The following is a 19,787-nucleotide window of genomic DNA, read 5'->3' on the forward strand; positions in this document are numbered from 1 at the left end:
CCCAGCCGCAGCGAATACAACCAGCGGCAGCAGCAACACAGCCACCGGACTTAGCGCAGGTACATATGTGTGTACAATTACAGATCTGAATGGTTGTACTTCTACGCGCACCGTAACCATTACCCAACCGCCTGCACTCACGGTAAGTACATCATCGGTGGCGAGTACGTGTGGTAACAACAACGGTTCTGTTTCGGTAACAGCAACAGGCGGAGCTGGCGGATTTACTTATTTGTGGACACCCGGCAGCTTCACTACATCAACAGTAAATAGTCTGGGGGCAGGTACATATAATGTTACCGTTACTGATGCCAATGGTTGTATAGCCACCGCATCGGCTACAGTAAACAATTCCAGTTCAATTGCAGCCACCAACTCAGTAACCAATGTATTGTGCAATGGTGCATCAACCGGATCGGCCACAGTTACCGTTACAGGAAATAACGGTACAGTTACCTATAGCTGGTCGCCCAACGTGAGCACCACAAATACCGCCACCGGTCTGTCCGCAGGTACTTATGTGGTAACTGCTACCGATGCAATGGGTTGTATTGCTACCACTACTGTGATTATTACACAGCCGTCGGCTTTAAGTACTGCATCCACACAGGTAAATGTGCTTTGCAATGGCGGCAATACTGGTAGTGCTACGGTTACTGCCAGCGGTGGTACTCCGGGTTATACGTTTTCTTGGAGTCCCGCTGTGGCGAATACAACCAGTGGAAGCAGCAATACGGCCACTGGCCTTGTCGCCGGCACTTATGTATGCACAGTCACTGATCTGAACGGGTGTATCATTACACGCACCATTACGATTACTCAGCCTCCCGCACTTTCCAGTACGGCTGCACAGGTAAATGTATTGTGTAATGGCGGGAATTCGGGTTCCGCCACCATTACTGCCAGCGGTGGCACACCCGGCTATACCTTTTCGTGGAGCCCTGCTGCAGCGAATACAACCAGCGGCAGCAGCAACACGGCCACCGGACTTAGTGCAGGTACGTATGTATGTACAATTACAGATCTGAATGGTTGTACCTCTACGCGCACCGTAACCATTACACAACCGCCCGCACTCACCAACACATTTACACAGGTAAACGTATTGTGTAATGGCGGCAACACCGGCAGCGCCACAGTTACAGCAAACGGCGGTACACCGGGCTATACGTTTGCCTGGAGTCCCGCTGTGGCCAACAGTACCAGCGGCAGCAGTAACACGGCCACCGGCCTTAGCGCTGGTACGTATGTATGTACCATCACTGATTTGAACGGCTGTACATCTGCAAGTACAATAACCATCACACAGCCGCCTGCACTCACCAACACATTTACACAAGTAAACGTATTATGTAACGGTGGCAATACCGGCAGTGCCACGGTAACGGCCAGCGGAGGTACACCCGGCTACACATTCTCGTGGAGTCCTGCTGCGGCAAACAGTACCAGTGGCAGCAGCAATACAGCCACAGGATTAAGTGCGGGCACTTATGTGTGCACAGTTACTGATTTGAATGGCTGTACATCCACACGCACTGTAACCATTACGCAACCGCCTGCGCTTACTGCCACTTCAACGGTAGTAAATACAACCTGTAATACGAATGCAAACGGAACGGCCACGATTACTGCAGCCGGCGGCACTCCGGGTTATTCCTTCTCGTGGAGCCCGGCAGCAGCTAATACTAGCAGCGGCAACAGCAATACCGCCACCGGCCTTGCCGCAGGCACTTATGTATGCACAATTACAGACTTAAACGGATGCAGCACCACGCATACTGTTACTGTAACATCGCCCCCGGCAATTGTTATAACCACTTCATCGGTAAGCAGTACCTGTGGCAATAACAACGGTTCGGTAAGTGCAACAGCTACCGGTGGCACAGGTGTGCTTACTTACCTTTGGACACCCGGTAATTTTACCTCGCCCACTGTGGGGAGTCTGGCAGCAGGCACTTATAACTTAACAGTTACAGATGCGAATGGCTGTACGGCAACGGCTTCAGCTACCGTTGGTAATTCAAGTACAATCGCAGCGAGTAATTCTGTAACCAATGTGCTTTGTAACGGTGCATCAACCGGATCGGCCACAGTTACCGTTACAGGAAATAACGGTACAGTTACCTATAGCTGGTTGCCCAACGTGAGCACCACAAATACCGCCACCGGTCTGTCCGCAGGTACTTATGTGGTAACTGCTACCGATGCAATGGGTTGTATTGCCAGCACCACGGTTATCATTACACAACCTCCGGCGCTTGCAGTCACCAATTCACAGGTTGATTTGCTTTGCAATGGCATTTCAACCGGAACGGCTACGCTCAACGCATCGGGTGGTACGCCGGGCTACACGTTTGGCTGGACACCCGCTGTAACAAATACTTCGGCTGCTGCTAGCACTACGGCTACCGCACTTGCAGCCGGAAGCTATGTGGCTACGGTAACTGATTTGAACGGCTGTGTACTTTCACATACGTTTACTATTACACAACCTACACCGCTTGTCCTTGCATACTCGCAAAACAATGTGCTTTGTAACGGCGGTAACAGCGGAAGTGCTACGGTAACCGCCAGCGGTGCTACTCCCGGTTATACATTTGTCTGGACACCCGCCGTAAGCAGCAGCGTAAGTGGAAACAGTTCTGTGGCCACCGCACTCAGTGCATCGGCATACGTTTGCACTGCAACCGATCTGAATGGTTGTACCGCGTCACAAACCGTTACCATTACTGAACCAACAGCATTGCTGGTTTCCATTACCACCACGCCTTCAACCTGTGGAAGCAGCAACGGGAGTATAACGGCTTCGGCTTCGGGTGGAACCGGTTCTGCAGCCTTCCTCTGGACTACACCCGGAAACGATACTACAGCTACCGTAAACGGGGTGGGGCAGGGAACTTATGTGGTAACGGTAACCGACGATAATAACTGTACGGCTACTGGTATCGCTACTGTTAACAACCTCAGCGGACCTACACTGGCAGTAACGGCAACTTCGCCTGTACTTTGTTTTGGCGACAGTACCGGAACGGCTTCGGTGAGTGCCACAGGAGGAAATGGTAACCTCACTTACAACTGGTCAACCGGCGATACTTCGGTAGCTGTTACCAACCTGCCTGCAGGCACGTTTACTGTAATTGTGAGTGACGCCAACAACTGTACCGATACGATAAACGTTGTAATTCAACAACCGGCAGCTTTAACGGCCAGCTGGCAGGGCACAGATGTATTATGCAACGGCAACAACACGGGTGCGGTGGTAATGACCGCTGCGGCCGGATCGCCGGGTTATAGTTTTGCGTGGACACCTGCGGTAGGTGCAGTAAATTCAGGAAATACATCATCGGCCGCGTCACTTGCAGCTGGTCAGTATGTATGCACGGTTACGGATACCAATGGTTGTGTGTACACAGATACAGTTACCATTAACCAGCCGCCCGCGCTTACACTTGCACTTACACCTGCTGATGCAAGCTGTGCAGGAGGGAACAACGGTTCTGCAACTGCGCTGGCAGCCGGAGGTGCTCCAGGCTATCAGTATGGCTGGCTGCCTGCAGGTGGCAATGCTCAAACAGCTTCCGGACTTACGGCAGGCATGTATTATTGCACGGTTACAGATACCAACGGTTGTGTAATTTCCGATAGTGTGGCAGTGGCCGAACCGGCTGCGCTGAGTGTACAGATGCAATCAACACCTACCTATTGCAGCCAGCAACTGGGTTCGGTAAATGCCATTGGCAGTGGAGGTACCGGTACACTTAATTATGTGTGGCAGCCAGGTAACCTGCAACAGCAAAGTGCTTCTCAGTTGCCCGCCGGCTGGTACTGGGTAACGCTTTCCGACCAGAATAACTGTCAGCTTACCGACAGTGTGCAGGTGCAAAATATGCCCGGAATTACTGTTGCCCAGGGTGCCACTACAGCTGCTACATGCTTTGGATATACCGATGGGGCTGCGGCAGTAAGTGTAACAGGCGGCACCCCAACTTACAGTTACAGCTGGAGTCCGAACGTAAGTACAACCAACGCTGCGGCAAACATTGCAGCCGGTCAGTATATTGTTACTGTTACCGATTCGGCCGGATGTGCCGGAACGGTTACGGTAACTGTAATTCAGCCTGCGCCACTGGCTGCAACGGCTTCAGTTTCGCAACCTGCGGTGTGTGCTGGACAGCAGGTTACGCTTAATGCCTCGGGCAGTGGCGGCACACCGGGGTATTCGTATGCGTGGCTGCCAATTTTACAAAACACGCAGCAACCAACCGACGTACCGCAAACGAACACCACCTATACCTTAATTCTTACTGACCTGAATGGTTGTGTTGATTCAGCCACTACGGCTGTAACGGTTAATGACCTTCCCGTGCCAGGATTTATGGCGGATACCCTATCCGGTTGTGCTCCGCTGTGTGTTGATTTCAGTGACCTTTCTACCGTTTCGGCGCCCTCGGTAATTATGCAATGGCAATGGTATTTTGGCGATGGCGACAGTGCCGCTGTGGCTGCACCCACGCATTGCTACAACCTTCCCGGACAGTATGACGTAACACTTATAGCCACAACATCAGCCGGCTGTACGGCTACGTTTACAATTCCGGCATACATTCAAACCTTTGGCACACCGCTGGCTGCTTTTGGTGCAACGCCGCAACCCACAACAATGGTTAATCCTACCATCTTCTTCGCCGATTCATCTGTAGGCGCTGCAAGCTGGAACTGGAGTTTCGGAGATCTCATCAACTCTTCGTCGTCCATTCAGAATCCTTCCTTCACTTATCCTGCTCCGGGCTGCTATCAGGTAACACTTACGGTAACCAGTGCCGACGGTTGTACTGATATTGCTACCGATTCAGTGTGTATTGCACCTGACGCCACTTTGTTTGTGCCTAACGCATTTACTCCTGATGGCGATGGCGATAATGATTATTTCTTCCCGCAGGGAATCGGATTGGATCCGTCACAATTTGAAATGTGGATTTTCGACCGCTGGGGCAATATGATTTTCTTTACTGATAATCCGGCTGTGGGCTGGGACGGACGCGCCAATGGCGGAAGTGAAATTGCCCAGATTGATACCTACGTGTGGAAAATAAAATGTGTGGATGTGCTGGGCAACAAACATAATCAGATTGGAAAGGTTACGTTGATCAAATAAATCCCGATAAAATCTGATCAGGTTATACCTGTTCAAAGGGCATTCGATAAACCGGATGCCCTTTGTATTTATTCAAACAGTATTGGTTTATACATTCCGATTAATGCCTTTCTGCTTTAGCGTGCGGGCCCTGCGGGTATGAAATAGATTTACTGCGTTTATTTTGTCTGGTTGTTGCAATTAGAAGCGTACAATATTTTTATTCAATTCTTTTTTTTGACGCATACCTTATTGCATTGGTTATTTAGAGCTGCTGCGCTTCAATCTTCAAAACGCGGCTCGTCCGGCTGAAAAATAATCATCACACATTAGCGAAATAAAATTTGAACAGTTTCTTACGCTCTCGGATTTTAACATGTTGGGTTGAGTTAGAATTAACTGTTTCCTCATTGTTGTGATATTTATTTAATGAAATATTGGTATAGCTTGTAATAAATTATCGATAACTAAATCTGTTGATTAAAAGTGTCGAAATTATTTGCATTGCCCTTCTTTATGAATGTAGTTTTCGGACTCATTAAAACCATTACCCATGAAAACAAAACTTTTACTTGTTGCTCTGTTTGGAGCAGGCGTTCTTAATGCACAGTATTATCAACGCACAAACGGCACACCCGTGTATGATGAACTAACGGATGGCACCAACGTGACACTTAACGGTCAGGGGCATCTGATGACAGGTTATACACAGGCACTTGGCGGCATTGATTTGTTAATTACACGCACAAATGTGAATGGTGTAATTGCAGGAGCCAATTCGTTTAATCAGATTTACCGGCTTACAGCACCGGGTGGGGTAGTACTCAGCACCATTCCCTGCAAAATTTTACAAATTCCAAATGGCCGTCTTTGTGTAATTGGCAGCTATTATTCAAATGTAGCTACAACACCGCCCGGTATTTTTACAGTGGTGCTGAGTCCGGCCGGAGCAGTATTGAGCGCACGCGGCTGGCAAACCGTAACGCCGGCAGTAAGTACAAACATTGCCGCACTATCGGCGTGTAATGCACTTCCGGCCACCAGCAATATTGTGTATATCAGTGGTTATACCGATGCTGTGGTAGGTTCAAATAATGGCGTTCGTCCGTTGCTTATGGCAATTAACGGCAGCACAAACGCGCTGATCTGGAGTTTACAATATGATTTTCTGCCATCCAATACACCGGCTAAAGTGCTACCCAACGATCTTATCGCATCGCCCTATCAGCCTGCGCTGGTAAACGAAGTATTTGTGGTAGGCAGCATGTACGATGGCAATGGAAATGATGCCGGATTTACTTTCCGTGTCAATGCAGCGAACGGCAACCCTGTAAGCGCAGTTACCACCTTCGATACTGGTGCCAACGATGAATTTAATGCCGTGTGTCTCGCTACCGGTGCTGGTGGTGGCACTAACGGATTTGTGATTGCCGGCAGCACAAACCTCTATGGAAATTTAGATGTGCTGGTGTTCAAATCGGCACCCACCGGTGATACCGGGCCGTGGATTTCAATTATCGATTACTCGCTCAGCGGTGATAATGTAGGACTTGATGTAATTCAGCGCCAGAATACGTTCGGACAGTGGAACTATTATCTCTCAGGTACTGCATTCAACGGTTCGCAGGGCGGTTCGGATATGTGTGTATTCTTTATCGACGATGCAGGTGTGGCTCAGCGTGAGTTTACCTACGGAACTGCCAATGGCGAACGGAATCAGGAAATTTCCAGTTTCTCCGGAACTGCCGCAGATGGTATTACCGTTTTTGGAAACACACCCTCTTCTGCTGATCCCGGCAATGAGTACTATGTTAAGGCCTACTATAATGGCATTTCAGGCTGCAACGAAGGCTTTGCCATTCCCAACAACCTGCCCTTTAACGGCTTCCGGACACAGTACCAGCTTTCGCGTACAGGCACCATGAACTTTGTGGGCCTTACCAATCAGGTTCAGGCTGGTCCGGTGGTTACGCAGCTTTGCTTTGCGGTGGCAATTGCCGGTGGCAGCAACGCCCGTAACGCAGAAAATGAAGTACCTGCTTCAGCTACCCAGGTTTATCCAAACCCGGTTTCAGTTGCATCACCCATGCTTAGTCTCAGCTTCAATTCACCTGTTGAGCAACAACTTGAAATCCGCATTACCGATATGCTCGGTCGTGAAGTGCTGAATCAGAAAATCTTTGTGGCCGAAGGCGAAACCATTTCGCAACTGCAACTGCCTTCCGGCCTGGCCGAAGGAATTTACAACCTGCAAATCTCTGGCAACGGAATCAGCGAAACACATCGCTTTATTGTTGAGTAAGCGAATACACATGGTATGAATACGCTAAACCGGTCCCTGAGCTTATTTCAGGGGCCGGTTATTTTTTGCGTTGCGGGCCTTTGCACATTGCCATAAAAAACCGCTCCCTTCAGGTTGAAGGGAGCGGTTTTAGTTTTGACAACAACAAATGAAGGTTCCCCTTCCTTATTCGGCCAGCACGGTAATGGTGTTGCGGAATACTTCCACTACACCGCCGTTTATATCGAAGGTTTGGGTTGACTGATTGGCATCCGTTACCTTGATACGGCCTTTGATGAGCGTCGAAATCATGGCAGCATGGTTGTTCAAAATGCCGAACGAACCTTCGCTGCCGGGCAGTACTACCGATTTCACTTCGCCGCTGTACAGCTTTTTATCGGGTGTGATGATGTCGAGTTTCATCGTAATCGGTTAAACTGGTTAAATTACTTTGATTCAGCCAGAATTGCTTTGCCTTTGGCAATGGCATCTTCAATGGTTCCTACAAGGTTGAATGCCGCTTCAGGATATTCATCCACTTCGCCATCCATAATCATGTTGAAACCTTTGATGGTGTCTTCAATGCCTACGAATACGCCTTTGAGACCCGTAAACTGCTCGGCCACGTGGAAGGGCTGTGACAGGAAGCGCTGCACACGGCGGGCGCGGTGAACCACCAGCTTATCTTCTTCAGAAAGTTCGTCCATACCAAGGATGGCGATGATGTCCTGAAGTTCTTTGTAACGCTGGAGGAGCTGTTTTACACGCTGGGCGCAGCCATAGTGTGCATCACCCACAACAGCAGGAGAGAGAATGCGTGAAGTTGAATCGAGCGGATCTACAGCAGGATAGATACCAAGCTCAGAAATCTTACGCGAAAGTACGGTGGTTGCGTCAAGGTGAGCAAAGGTGGTAGCCGGAGCAGGGTCAGTCAAGTCGTCGGCAGGTACGTAAACGGCCTGTACCGATGTAATTGAACCGCGCTTGGTTGATGTGATGCGCTCCTGCATGAGACCCATCTCGGTAGCGAGTGTGGGCTGATAACCTACGGCCGAAGGCATACGGCCCAGCAGCGCAGACACCTCAGAACCAGCCTGGGTAAAACGGAAAATATTGTCGATAAAGAACAGAATGTCTTTTCCGCCGCCGCCATCACCATCACGGAAATACTCGGCAAGGGTAAGACCCGAAAGTGCCACGCGTGCACGCGCCCCGGGAGGCTCGTTCATCTGTCCGAAGATAAAGGTAGCCTGCGACTCTTTCAGCTTGTTGGTGTCCACTTTGCTGATGTCCCAGCCACCTTTGTGGAGGCTTTCGTTAAACGCATCGCCGTATTTCACGATACCGCTCTCGATCATCTCGCGGAGCAGGTCGTTTCCTTCACGGGTACGTTCACCTACACCGGCAAATACCGAGTAACCGTCGTAACCTTTGGCGATGTTGTTGATGAGCTCCTGGATAAGTACGGTTTTACCTACACCGGCACCACCAAACAGACCAATTTTACCACCTTTTGAATAAGGCTCGATCAGGTCAATTACCTTAATTCCGGTAAAAAGCACCTCGGCCGAGGTAGAAAGGTCTTCAAATTTGGGGGGCATGCGGTGAATCGGGTAACCGCCGGCATTGCTTACAGCCTGAATACCGTCGATGGCTTCACCCACCACGTTAAACAGACGACCTTTGATAGCGTCGCCGATGGGCATGGTAATGGGAGCGCCGGTGGCTTTTACTTCCATTCCGCGAGACAGACCGTCGGTTGAGTCCATAGCAATGGTGCGGACGGTGTCTTCACCAATGTGCTGCTGGCACTCAAGTACAATTTTCTGTCCGTTTGCCTTCTCAACTACAAGCGCGTCGAGAATGTTGGGGAGCTTGGTATTCGGGTCACTGAAGCTGACGTCGATCACCGGTCCGATGATCTGTGCGATTTTGCCGTGTTGCATGGAGCTTTTAGCTTATGTCTGAAATTCGGCGCAAAAGTAGCAACTTTTATTCGGATAAATAACCTTCTTGTTAATAATTGCTCCATAACTCGCCCTGATTCTCGTCAGGCAAACTCAGCGTGGCTATAAATTGCAGATAATCAGGCATTTGCAAATTAGCCATTGCACTTGCAGGGAGGTGAAAAATACACCTTTGTATTGGGTAGCATGGCTTTAATGCGTTCCTGCGTTTCGCGGTTAATGAGAATGGTGCGCAGATCGAGCACTTTCAGGTTGCCGCTGATGTCTTTCAGTTCGTCGGGGAATACGCTGATGTTGTTGCTCCACAAATCAAGCACCTCCAGCTTTTTCAACCGTCCTATTTGAGGGGGAATTACATATAATTCGTTCTGATTGATGTTGAGAATGCGCAGTTCACTCAGGTCGCCAATGGTTCGGGGGATGTATTCGATATTATTACGGGAAAGATGAAGCACCTGCAGTTTTTTTAGCCGGCTTATGGAGTCAGGTATTTCACGGATGTTGTTTCGGCTCAGGTCGAGATACTGAAGGTTTTTGAACTGATAAACAGCTTCGGGAAAGCTGTCGAGCTTTTCTTTGCGCAGCACAAGTTTTACCACGTTGTCGGGCTGTTTAAGCGCCTCGTCCAGACTGGTAAAAGCGGCCATGGTATCAAGCGTAAGTGAATCAAGCAGATCCGATTGCGCATGAATTGCCGGGGCAAACAGCAGTGCTAGGAAGAGATTAAAGATCAGTTTTTTCATGGTTTAGCAGGGAAAGTGTTTGCTGGCGATCGTGTTCAAGCTGTTTTTTTAATTCATCGAGTGAACCGAATTTTTGTTCCTCGCGGAGTCGGTCGGCAAACAAAATTTTCAGCGTTTCGCCGTATAAATCGCCTTCGAAACCGGGCAGGTGCACTTCAATTGTACGACTCAGTCCCTGATCAACGGTTGGGCGCATACCTATATTCATCATGCCGGGCAGGGTTTGGTTTCCGCGCTGCACAAACACCGCATACACACCGTCGGCAGGTATGAGTTTATACGCATTGTCGGGCACAAGGTTGGCGGTTGGAAAGCCAATGGTTCGCCCCAGCTGCCTGCCTTTCACAACTGTTCCCGAAAGCGGGTAGCGGTAGCCAAGATAGGCTGCTGCAGTGCGCACATCGCCGGTTTGAAGGGCCTGGCGGATGCGGGTTGAACTAACTTTTTCATGTTCCACTTCCTGAGCCGGAATTTCTTCCACCTCAAATCCATAAACCGGGCCAAACTCGCGCAGGTGGTCGAAACTGCCTTCCCGGTTACGCCCGAAATGATGGTCGTAACCAATCACCAGTTTTTTGGTATTGAATTTGTTTACCAGTATCTGTTCGATGAATTCTTTGGAGGAAAGCATCGAGAACTCACGGGTAAAGGGATGAACAATAAGATGGTCGATACCGGCTTTTTCAAGCAGCTGTTTTTTTTCCTCCGGGGTATTCAGCAAAAGTTGATGCTGATCGGGGAAAAGTACCATGCGGGGGTGGGGAAAAAAGGTGAGCAGTACTGTTTCTCCATTATTTTTCCGGGCCGTTTCGCGCAGCCTGTCAATAATTTGCCTGTGTCCGTGGTGTACACCGTCGAAAGTGCCGGTAGTCACTACAGGAAAACGAGGGGGAACAAAATCGGCTATTTGGGAGTATATCTTCACAAAATAAAACGTGTAACAGACAAATGTTTGTATTTCGCCAAAAATAACCATTTTTGTGTGCCGCTCGTGGTCACCCCCTGCTCGCCACAGCGTCATTTGCTCAACAGGAATATTCGGCCCGTGCTCAGATTCAGGTTCGTGATTACTTTATTTATGTTGCTGGTTGCGGCCGGTATCAATGTGTATTCCACCCAGCAAATGACGGGGCCTGCTCCTTATGGTATTGAAAAACGCCCCAAACCGCGCGGTGTCGATTTTACAAAATTACTGCCTGCCACAGTGGGGCCGTTTAAGCGCGGCATAGTCATTCCGCCTAAAGGTGGAGAAGACGGATCAGTAATTTACCAGCACGGAGCCAATAAAATCTACATGCAGTTTGGCCGCTCACTCTCGCAGGAAGAAGTACAAACCAGTTTCCGACTCATCGTTTCCGGCGCCACCAGCAACGGCCGCGTCAAACCGCGAATTTTAGTCACCGGCCGTGATCCGAGTTATGTGAAGATTGTGGATGAGCAAAGTGCATTCTTTGGCTGGACACGCGGCTTGTATCATTTTACGGTGGATACGAAGCTGGAAAAGGATATGGATGCGTTTATGACGTTGTTTCCGTATTAGTATCGGGCCGGTTTTAGTTGCACTTCAAAATACCTGATTTTTCTGCTTTATCCTGTTGCGGGTTTTGGGGAAGGCTTCACGTAATCTATGATTACTTCTTTATTTCCCAGCGTTTTCGATATTAATATTTTTTCCAGCCCGAACATTAATTGTTTAAACTATCTTAATCAAAAACAATTTCCGTGCCTTCATGTTGATTTGATAAGAATGAAATGATTTCATTTTTTTCTGCAGGAGTTATCATCTCTTTATCATGAGGTGCTTGCCAAATATTTAGTGATGATAAATCAGCATAAAAAACCGAAGGAGAAAATGTTAGTTCTCCACTAATTATTGTAGTCTTGCTACCATAATGAATTTGCAAGCTGCCTCTTGAAAGAATTTTAAATGAAATATCCATAACACTATTGTTTTACGAAGATAATAGTTTCAGCTAATGTAACTGGATCAATTGTTGTAATTTTTGTAACATTAGGATTTGCCATTAATGCTGGTAATTCTTTTGTTTGCCAAATATTTCCTGGACGTAGTTGTTGTCCAATTACCGCTCTTACTTCTCCAGAAACTTGATTGGCATATGCTGTAGAAACATCTTCCCAAAGTTTCATTACAATTGGGTCTGTTGGATTCCATGCAGGTAATTCTATGTTTTTTTGTACTAGTAATCCTTCTAAAGTAACTCCACCTTTGGAATTTGCAATTTCAAGAGCTACTTTTTCACCTCCAACACCATTTGTCTTACCAGACCAAAAAAAAGATTTGTCTCTATCTGTCTTTAGAAGATCTCGGATTTCATCAATACTTTTTGGAGTTATTTTATTTAATGTATTTGAGCTTCCTGTGCTATTGGTTTTATTAATAATCTCATTATCATTTTTTAATTCATTCGGCTTCCTAAACCGCTCCGGCACCCTACCCAAAATCTCCCCATCACTCGGCCACTTCGGCGGCCCCTTACTCGTATTATACATTTCAGGCGGCGCTTTTCGTCCACTCACAAACCACTCGCCACCCTTATCACGTCTGAGTTTTGCCACCATCCCTTTACCCAAATCCACATCTAAGTATTCAATATCACCCGCTTGCCTATAAGTAAGCTGGCTTTCTTCAAACGGCTTTGATGCTGTCAACCGCGCCGCATGCTCTTTCAGCAAGGCCAGCCTGTTTTGTATCGCCGTTTTCAAATTGAAGTAGGCCAGACTTCCATACTCCGCAAACTCAAGCGTACTTTTTTCAAGATCAGCCAGCAGTTGGTTTAGCCATAATTCATCAAAGCTGGTCAGAATGCGTTCGCTGAGGTCAAGCAATTGTTCGCATACGTTAACCATTTGCAGCAATGTGTTTTTTGCCACGTTGGCTACGTTGGCCACACTTTGCTTGAGACCGGTTAAAATTCTTCGCGCGTTTAAAATGCCTGCAAGCCCCAGCTCAAAAAGCTGAAAATTGATAATCTGGCTACTGATGCTGTGCCAGCTTTGCGCCCATCCTTCGGGCAATTGATGGCCAAAGCTGCGCACCACAATATTACCCGAACCGAGAATAATTGTGGACGCCGCCATAATCCAGCGCCCGAAACTCACGGCTGCATTTAATTCGCCAATACCGGTAAGGAGCAACGCAATATCCAGTGCTTCCAGTGCATGCCCCTTTAGCTGCTTGTGCTGGAAATAAAACAGGTTGATGGCAGGCATTACAAGTACCTGACCTTTGTACAGACCAAGTTCTTCATCATCTTCTACCGCATATACAGCTACGTGATCAAACGGATTGTAGGGCCCTTTTTGTGTCTCTTTATCTGCCGCATCAATTCCTTCTCTTACTATTGTTGTATAAGCCATTGAGTAACCATCCAGCCAGTTGCGCTCACCGTATTCAACATTAATTTTTCCGTCTTCCGTCCAGCTAACATCATATTCAAAGCCGCTTCCGCCAAACACAAGCCCTATATAGCTGTAATCATCCCACTTTAATGCCGCTTCGTTTGATTGGCCGGTGTCTTTCATATCCTGCACTTTTCGCTGCTCGGCGGCTTTCTGTTTGGGATCTGAAATGGTACTCATCTGCTCCTGCTTTTTTTGAAGCAGTGTATCGTGCAGTTCTTTATACTCGTTGCCATCTACCGCATGCACTACCTGTTTGTAGTATTCGCCGCCACCGGTAGAAAGCAGCAGAATAAGGGCATTCATCTGATCGTGTGGTGTAGTGGAAACAAGGCGGATAAGTGTTTTTTCATCACGTTCGCCAACCCGTGTAAATGCACGGCCCCAGCCATCGCCACCTAACACTGCACGTATCATATTGAAGCGTTGCAGAATGCCTAATGCCTGCATATCTTCGTCGGAAAGCCGTGCAATATAATCGTCGGCACTGTTATTTATCCCTTTTTCGGGCGTGCCCATTTTACGATGTACTTCTTCAATACGGGCTTTACGTCCGCGCGCATCAAGTGCACTAAGCTGTTGGTGAATTAACTCGCGTTTTTCGTCGGTATTAGCAAGTGCATTTGTGTTTGAAAAATTCTTATCTGTTTCTGTATCCAGTTTATCGTAAAAGGCTTGCCGTGCCTGCTGGTATGCCTGCTTGTTTGTGGCACCGGTTCCTACGGTATGTAATATGCGTTCGAGAATTCCAATTGCATACTCATGCTCCACATCGTTATCCAGACCTCTATGAATGACAAACTCATACACGCGCATACGCTCCTCGTCGGTTAAGCGATTATACACGCTTTCGGGCAGACCGTAGAGGCGGGGTTCAATTTTTTCATACCCAAAACGGTGTTTGTTACCATCAGCTAATTCTTTCAGAAAGTAGTATTCCAGATTATCATTGGCATACCAGTTGTTCATACTGTCGTTTACCGCTTTTTTCTGGCTTTCCGTGGTGCGTTCGCGCAGGCGCAGCATACGCACATAATCGCTCTGTATGCCCAGATACAATTTAAGAGCAGTTAGCTGGTTGGCAGGTGTGTTGCTGAATAATTTGCCGAAATAATTCCAGTCTTCCTCTTTTTTAGGAGGGCTTTCCTGAAGAAAAATTTCAAGCAAATTCATCCGTCTGCCCCAGTCAAAAGCCGCAATTTGTCCGGGCGAAAGCTTGGGCAATTCATCGTTCAGGTCTTCTGCCGCATCTTCAGCATCGTCACTCAAATCAACTTCATTATAGGCATCATCAAGTGGTGAAGTATTCACTTCGCCGGTAAGCAGTTCGCGGTTTGTCTGGTATTCGCCAATCTGTTGCGCATTGTCGAACCAGTCACTGAAATCAGCCAGTTTTTCGACTTGCTTTAAATACGCACTCATCATTTTGTGCTGGCTTGGCGGCGTATTTCTGAGCAAGAGATTAATTACGGCTTCTTCTTCCTTATCCACATCCCATTCAGCAGCATACGCCGCAATAACCTGCGTTCTTTCGTGAAAAGTAAGTATGTAGGCAAGGTCTTCTTTTTCCTGCTTGTCGGGCGGTGAATAATTTTCAAAAAACTCATCTGAATCCCTGTAGTTCTCAACAATAATCTTTCTGAATTTATCGAGTTCTTCCTGTTTTATGCGTAACGCGCGTCCTTCTATAATGTATTTTCTATAGCCGTTTCCATCATCTTCACCCACTGTTGCCCAACGTAATTCTTCTGCACGAATTTGCTGTGTTAACTGAGCTTCCTTTTTTTTCTGATTTTCAGCATAATGAATGAATTGCTCATGCGTAGAATTATCATAAATACCAGTACGTTTATCTTTTTCTTCCGGCAATGGAAACAGTTTCATTTGCACCAGATAGACAAGATCAACAAACGACTGGCTGTATAATTGCGCTTTATACTGGCCATTTAAGGCAATAATATCAGCGAAATACACCTCACCCTGAGGTTTTACGAAATCATTTAATGCTTTAAAATCAACGGTTCTGTTAATGTTCAACGCATAATTCTGACCCGCTTCGTTTGAAGAAAGTTTTGTGCCTGACCATATAGGTGCTTCGTATCCTGTCGTATGGTTAACATACCAGAACTTGCCATTCGGACTATTTTTTCGTGCATAACCAAAAGCATAATCATAGTTTAAAGCGGCGTAACGGGGAATTCCTTCTTTATCGCCTAAGTATTTTACATCGCGCAATAAAGGAATTTTATCCCCCTCTTTCCATCCGTCTTTCAATGCCATCCGTGTCCAACGATCAAGCTCTGTCCATGTTAGTTCTGACCTTCCATTTGCCAGTTTTACACCTATCGGAGCATTGGCAGCGGCAAATTGTTTGCGCACATTATCCCAGTTGAATATTATTTTTTGTTCAGGAGTAAGAGGAGTTTTTGGATTAATTTTTTTACGTTCTTCAGCAAGTGGATCGGTGATAGCAGGCTGTGTTTCTCTGTTTGTTTCCTGGAATGAAGTTAGCTCCACCACCACATTATCCCCCTCCATTTCCATCTCCCACTCATTCAGCAACGGTGCAGGCATCACTTCCACATACGCAGGATTGAGCGGTGCCACAAATTCCGGCTCAGGCTCATTACTATTTTGCGTCGCCGTATTTTTTTCTTCATCGGTGTGGCTTTGCTCGTTTTCTACCGATACCTTTTCCACATTCGCTTGTTTCTCCTCGGCCGAATCAGCCGGAGTCACACTTGCTTTTTCTGCATGCTGTTGCTCACGCACGTAAGCAAATATTTTTTGCCGGTGAAGCGGTCCGCCAAACATGCGCGCATCAAGCAACTCATATTTTGTAAGCTGCTGGCCGGCTTCCATTTTTTTGCTTATTTCCGGCCAGGTATAATGCAAAAAATAGTATTCATACTCCGTCTGCGTCTTGTTGGCAGCCTCACTGGCCCGTTGCTGCGGCGTTTTAAAAAACTCCTCTTCCCCGAAAGCATATCTTTTCCCCGACATAATTAAATCTGTTAAGTGAAAAAAACTACTGTGTGTGCTCGGCTGATTTCAACATGCGGCTTTCTTTTATCAGTTCCGACGCCATGATTTGCATAATTTTTGCGTTTTTCAATACCGTGTGGCCATCGGTTTCGGCGGCAAGATGCGGTGTAAAAAAGCACTGAATTGAATGGATGATCCTGAACGTACATTTTCGTGTTTTTTTTCTAAAACAGGGTTAATTAGTAATAATCAAATAGTGCCGTCCTTTATTTTTCGGAATAAGCTGCAAATACAGCTGTAAGGTCATGCCTCATTTAGCCTTTGTCAAGAGGGATTTTTGAAAAAATTTACAGACCTTTTGGGGTTTTTGAAAATGTTATTCTGTTGAAAATGAATGAAATAACAGTTTTAAAAAAGGCGAAAATTTTCAGATAATAAATTGCTTGATACTGTAGTAATATCTTTATAGTTATTTAATTAATTCAAAAATATTCCGTTTGTTGTCGGGTAAAAGAGAAAATCGGATATTTTTTCTTTTTCAGAATAATTTTCCGTTTAAAAATAAAACATTTTGATTATTACAATAAAAAAAGCTGCCTCATCTGAAGCAGCTTTTTTATTGTTATTGCAATTAACCTAAAAACGTGCAGTAAGCATAAGCATAAAATTGCGTCCGGCCTGCGGGAAATAATAGTTAAACTGTTGCAAACCGCCGGCAATGTAACCAAAGGTGTAGCCGTTGTTGCTGTAACGTGTATCAATCAAATTGTTTACCTGAATGCCCAGTGAAAGTTCGCGCATTTCCTTTACCGGGAATTTTATTTGCGCCCTGAAATCGCATACGTTAAACGGATCGATGCTGCGGTTTTTGTTGGTGGTGTTGTCTAAGTACTGACGGCCCACGTGTTTGCCTGTGAGTGTAAATTGCAGTGCTTTTACAGGCATCCAGTTTACCTGCGCAGCGGCAACGGTGGCGGGCGAAAGTGCAATCTGCGTGTTGCTGAACGTGTTTGTTACCTGACCGCCATTGTCGTAATTATCTACAAATTCGCGGAAGTTGAGAATGCGGTTTTCGCTGAATGTGAAGTTGGCGGCAAGGCTCAGTTTTTTAAGCGGCTGCCAGGCGGCTTCAAACTCAGCACCGGCGCGGTAGCTTTGATCCACATTCTGCCGTGTGTAGGCGCCCACATCGTTCAGTTTGCCGGTTACTACAAGCTGGTTGATGTAATACATGTAATAAAAGTTTACACCTGCACGGAGTTTGCGTTTGGCAAATTTCCAGCCGGCTTCGGCATCGTAAAGTGTTTCGTGTTTGGGGCGGCTTTCGGGCGATGATTCAGTGAGGTCATCGCGGTTGGGCTCCTTGTTGCCCACACTTACCGAAGCATACACGGTATGCGCATTGGCGGGTGTGTATGTAATTCCGGCTTTGGGGTTGAAGAAGAAAAAATCAACCTGCTGCGTCACGTTGTTTGCATTACGGTCTAATCCTTCAAACGTATAGCTTACAAAACGTGCCTGCAGATCGGCAAAAAGATTGAGTTTTTTTGAAGCCTGCCAGTTTGATTTAATGTAGGTGGTGAAATCGTTTTTAAGGCCGTTGTTTTGATAGTATTTAAAATCGCGCGGCTGCACAAGCGGCGCCTGCGTCCATTCAACCGTGCCGTAATGATCGCCGTTGTATTGATTAAATGCACCGCCGGCCGTAAGTTGCCAGCGATTTCCCACACGGCCGTTGAGCGACCAGGTGAGGCCGTAAAACCAGTTGTCGAGCCAGAGACGGCGCACCAGATCGGTTACGGATACAGTGTCGTTGCCGGTGATGTAGTCGGGCAGATTGTATTCGGCAAATGTTTCGCCGGCTTTGTACTGCTCGTAATAACCAAGTCCGCGTGTAGCGTGCAGCGCCGCATTCAGCGTCCAGTCAGGGGAGAGGGTGAGTGCGCTGATAAGCTGGTAATGTGTTTGGCGGTAATTGTCTGTTTCGTTGTCGTAATAAATAACATTTCCGTTAGCAGTGTAAATTTCGCCAGCCGGATTGTACGTGTAATTTCCGGTTCGGATCGAATCCTCAGGTACACCGTACCAGGCCTGATACGTTTTTTCATTGCCCGAAAACACCACAGCCTTTACAAAAAACTTATCGCCAAACCAGCCTCCGCTGCCGTACCACGAGTTCAGTTCTGATGAAGCACGGTCAATAAATCCGTCGCTCGAAATGCGCGAAAGACGGCCGTCAAATGCCCAGTGTTTTTTCACCAGCCCTGTGCCGGTTTTAAACGATACACGCCGCGTATTAAACGAGCCTGCCGAAACCACCAGATCTGTGTAGGCCGAATCACGAAGGCCATCGGTTTGCATATTCACCGAACCGCCAAAAGCTCCGGCACCATTGGTTGAAGTGCCCACACCACGCTGCACCTGAATGCTTTCAACCGATGAGGCAAAGTCGGGCATATTCACCCAAAATACACCTTGCGATTCGGCATCGTTTACCGGAATACCGTTAATGGTTACATTGATGCGTGAGGCATCTGTACCACGTATGCGTATGCCCGTGTAACCTACACCCGCGCCGGCATCGGAAGTCGTTACCACCGACGGCAACAGGTTAAGCATGATCGGCAGGTCCTGTCCGTAATTTACCTGCGCAAGATCGTTGCGGCTAACTTCTGTGGCTGCCATCGCCGAGTTCTGATTGGCCCGTGTGGCTTGCACCACTACTTCCTGCTGAAGGTAGGAGGCTGGCCGAAGTTGGAAATTCAGTGTCGAATCGCTTTGCAGCGAAATTGTTTTTACCACAGGTTCAAAACCAAGACAACTTGCTTTTAATGTGTAAGTGGCCGCCGCAAGTTGCCTGAGCGCATAGTGTCCGTCGTTTGCAGTAATGGCACCGCTGAACGTGCCTGTAATCTGAACCGAGGCAAAAACCACCGGCTCACCGTTTACGGATGTAACGGTTCCGCTCAGCGTAAACTGAGCCATTGCACACAGCGGCATACACATTGCCGCGAGGCTGATAAACATGTTTTTCATTTTACTGATACATTGCGACCCGGAAAAATTGTCGTTAAAGGGAAACGCTTCCTCTTCCGGATCCTGTCCCTACGCAAGAATTACCTTGTTCAGGTGCGTGAATACATTTTTTGAGAAAATGTATAACACCGGGTATGATCTCAGCCTTGTGGCACGTTGCCACTCAGCACCCCTTTGGATCTGCGGCAAAGGTATATTTTTTTAAATTCAACACGGTTGCT

At 47.3% G+C, this 19,787-nt stretch carries 10 protein-coding genes; 3 read left to right on the forward strand and 7 right to left on the reverse strand.

Annotation, left to right across the window (positions count from 1 at the left end):
- Positions 1 to 5,155 (forward strand): gliding motility-associated C-terminal domain-containing protein (locus IM638_19575; GenBank protein ID MCA6365242.1); only part of this gene is annotated, 5,155 nt, incomplete at its 5' end.
- A 532-nt stretch (positions 5,156 to 5,687) separates the two neighbouring features.
- Positions 5,688 to 7,436, forward strand: coding sequence for a T9SS type A sorting domain-containing protein (locus tag IM638_19580; protein MCA6365243.1), 1,749 nt, complete (start codon positions 5,688 to 5,690; stop codon positions 7,434 to 7,436).
- A 165-nt stretch (positions 7,437 to 7,601) separates the two neighbouring features.
- On the opposite strand, the gene atpC is transcribed toward IM638_19580, so the two are convergent.
- The 4 genes from atpC to IM638_19600 form a co-directional block, all read right to left on the reverse strand.
- The gene (gene atpC / locus IM638_19585; GenBank protein ID MCA6365244.1) at positions 7,602 to 7,838 is read right to left on the reverse strand and encodes an ATP synthase F1 subunit epsilon; all 237 of its coding nucleotides are present in this window, start codon (positions 7,836 to 7,838) and stop codon (positions 7,602 to 7,604) included.
- Positions 7,839 to 7,861: 23 nt separating this feature from the next.
- On the reverse strand, positions 7,862 to 9,361 hold the full coding sequence (locus IM638_19590; protein MCA6365245.1) for a F0F1 ATP synthase subunit beta: 1,500 nt from the start codon (positions 9,359 to 9,361) through the stop codon (positions 7,862 to 7,864).
- A 155-nt stretch (positions 9,362 to 9,516) separates the two neighbouring features.
- Positions 9,517 to 10,125 (reverse strand): leucine-rich repeat domain-containing protein, encoded by a 609-nt coding sequence (locus IM638_19595; GenBank protein ID MCA6365246.1) that lies wholly within the window; start codon positions 10,123 to 10,125, stop codon positions 9,517 to 9,519.
- Entirely contained in the window at positions 10,106 to 11,101 is a 996-nt protein-coding gene (locus IM638_19600) for a bifunctional riboflavin kinase/FAD synthetase (protein ID MCA6365247.1), read from the reverse strand. Before IM638_19600 ends, IM638_19595 begins: the two co-directional genes overlap by 20 nt.
- Positions 11,102 to 11,188: 87 nt before the next feature.
- On the opposite strand from IM638_19600, the gene IM638_19605 reads away from it, so the two are divergent.
- Entirely contained in the window at positions 11,189 to 11,665 is a 477-nt protein-coding gene (locus tag IM638_19605) for a hypothetical protein (protein MCA6365248.1), read from the forward strand.
- 163 nt (positions 11,666 to 11,828) lie between these two features.
- Here the strand turns inward: IM638_19605 and IM638_19610 are convergent, their stop codons facing one another.
- The 3 genes from IM638_19610 to IM638_19620 form a co-directional block, all read right to left on the reverse strand.
- Positions 11,829 to 12,065 carry a hypothetical protein gene (locus IM638_19610; protein ID MCA6365249.1) on the reverse strand — a complete coding sequence of 79 codons (237 nt, stop codon included), beginning with the start codon at positions 12,063 to 12,065 and terminating at the stop codon, positions 11,829 to 11,831.
- A 4-nt stretch (positions 12,066 to 12,069) separates the two neighbouring features.
- Complete coding sequence (locus IM638_19615; GenBank protein MCA6365250.1) at positions 12,070 to 16,407, reverse strand: hypothetical protein; 4,338 nt, start codon at positions 16,405 to 16,407, stop codon at positions 12,070 to 12,072.
- Positions 16,408 to 17,166: 759 nt separating this feature from the next.
- Positions 17,167 to 19,566: a TonB-dependent receptor gene (locus tag IM638_19620; protein ID MCA6365251.1), complete on the reverse strand. Its 2,400-nt coding sequence runs from the start codon at positions 19,564 to 19,566 to the stop codon at positions 17,167 to 17,169.
- Positions 19,567 to 19,787 lie beyond the last annotated feature (221 nt).

The sequence above is a fragment of the Bacteroidota bacterium genome (assembly GCA_020402865.1).
GTDB lineage: Bacteria > Bacteroidota > Bacteroidia > Palsa-965 > Palsa-965.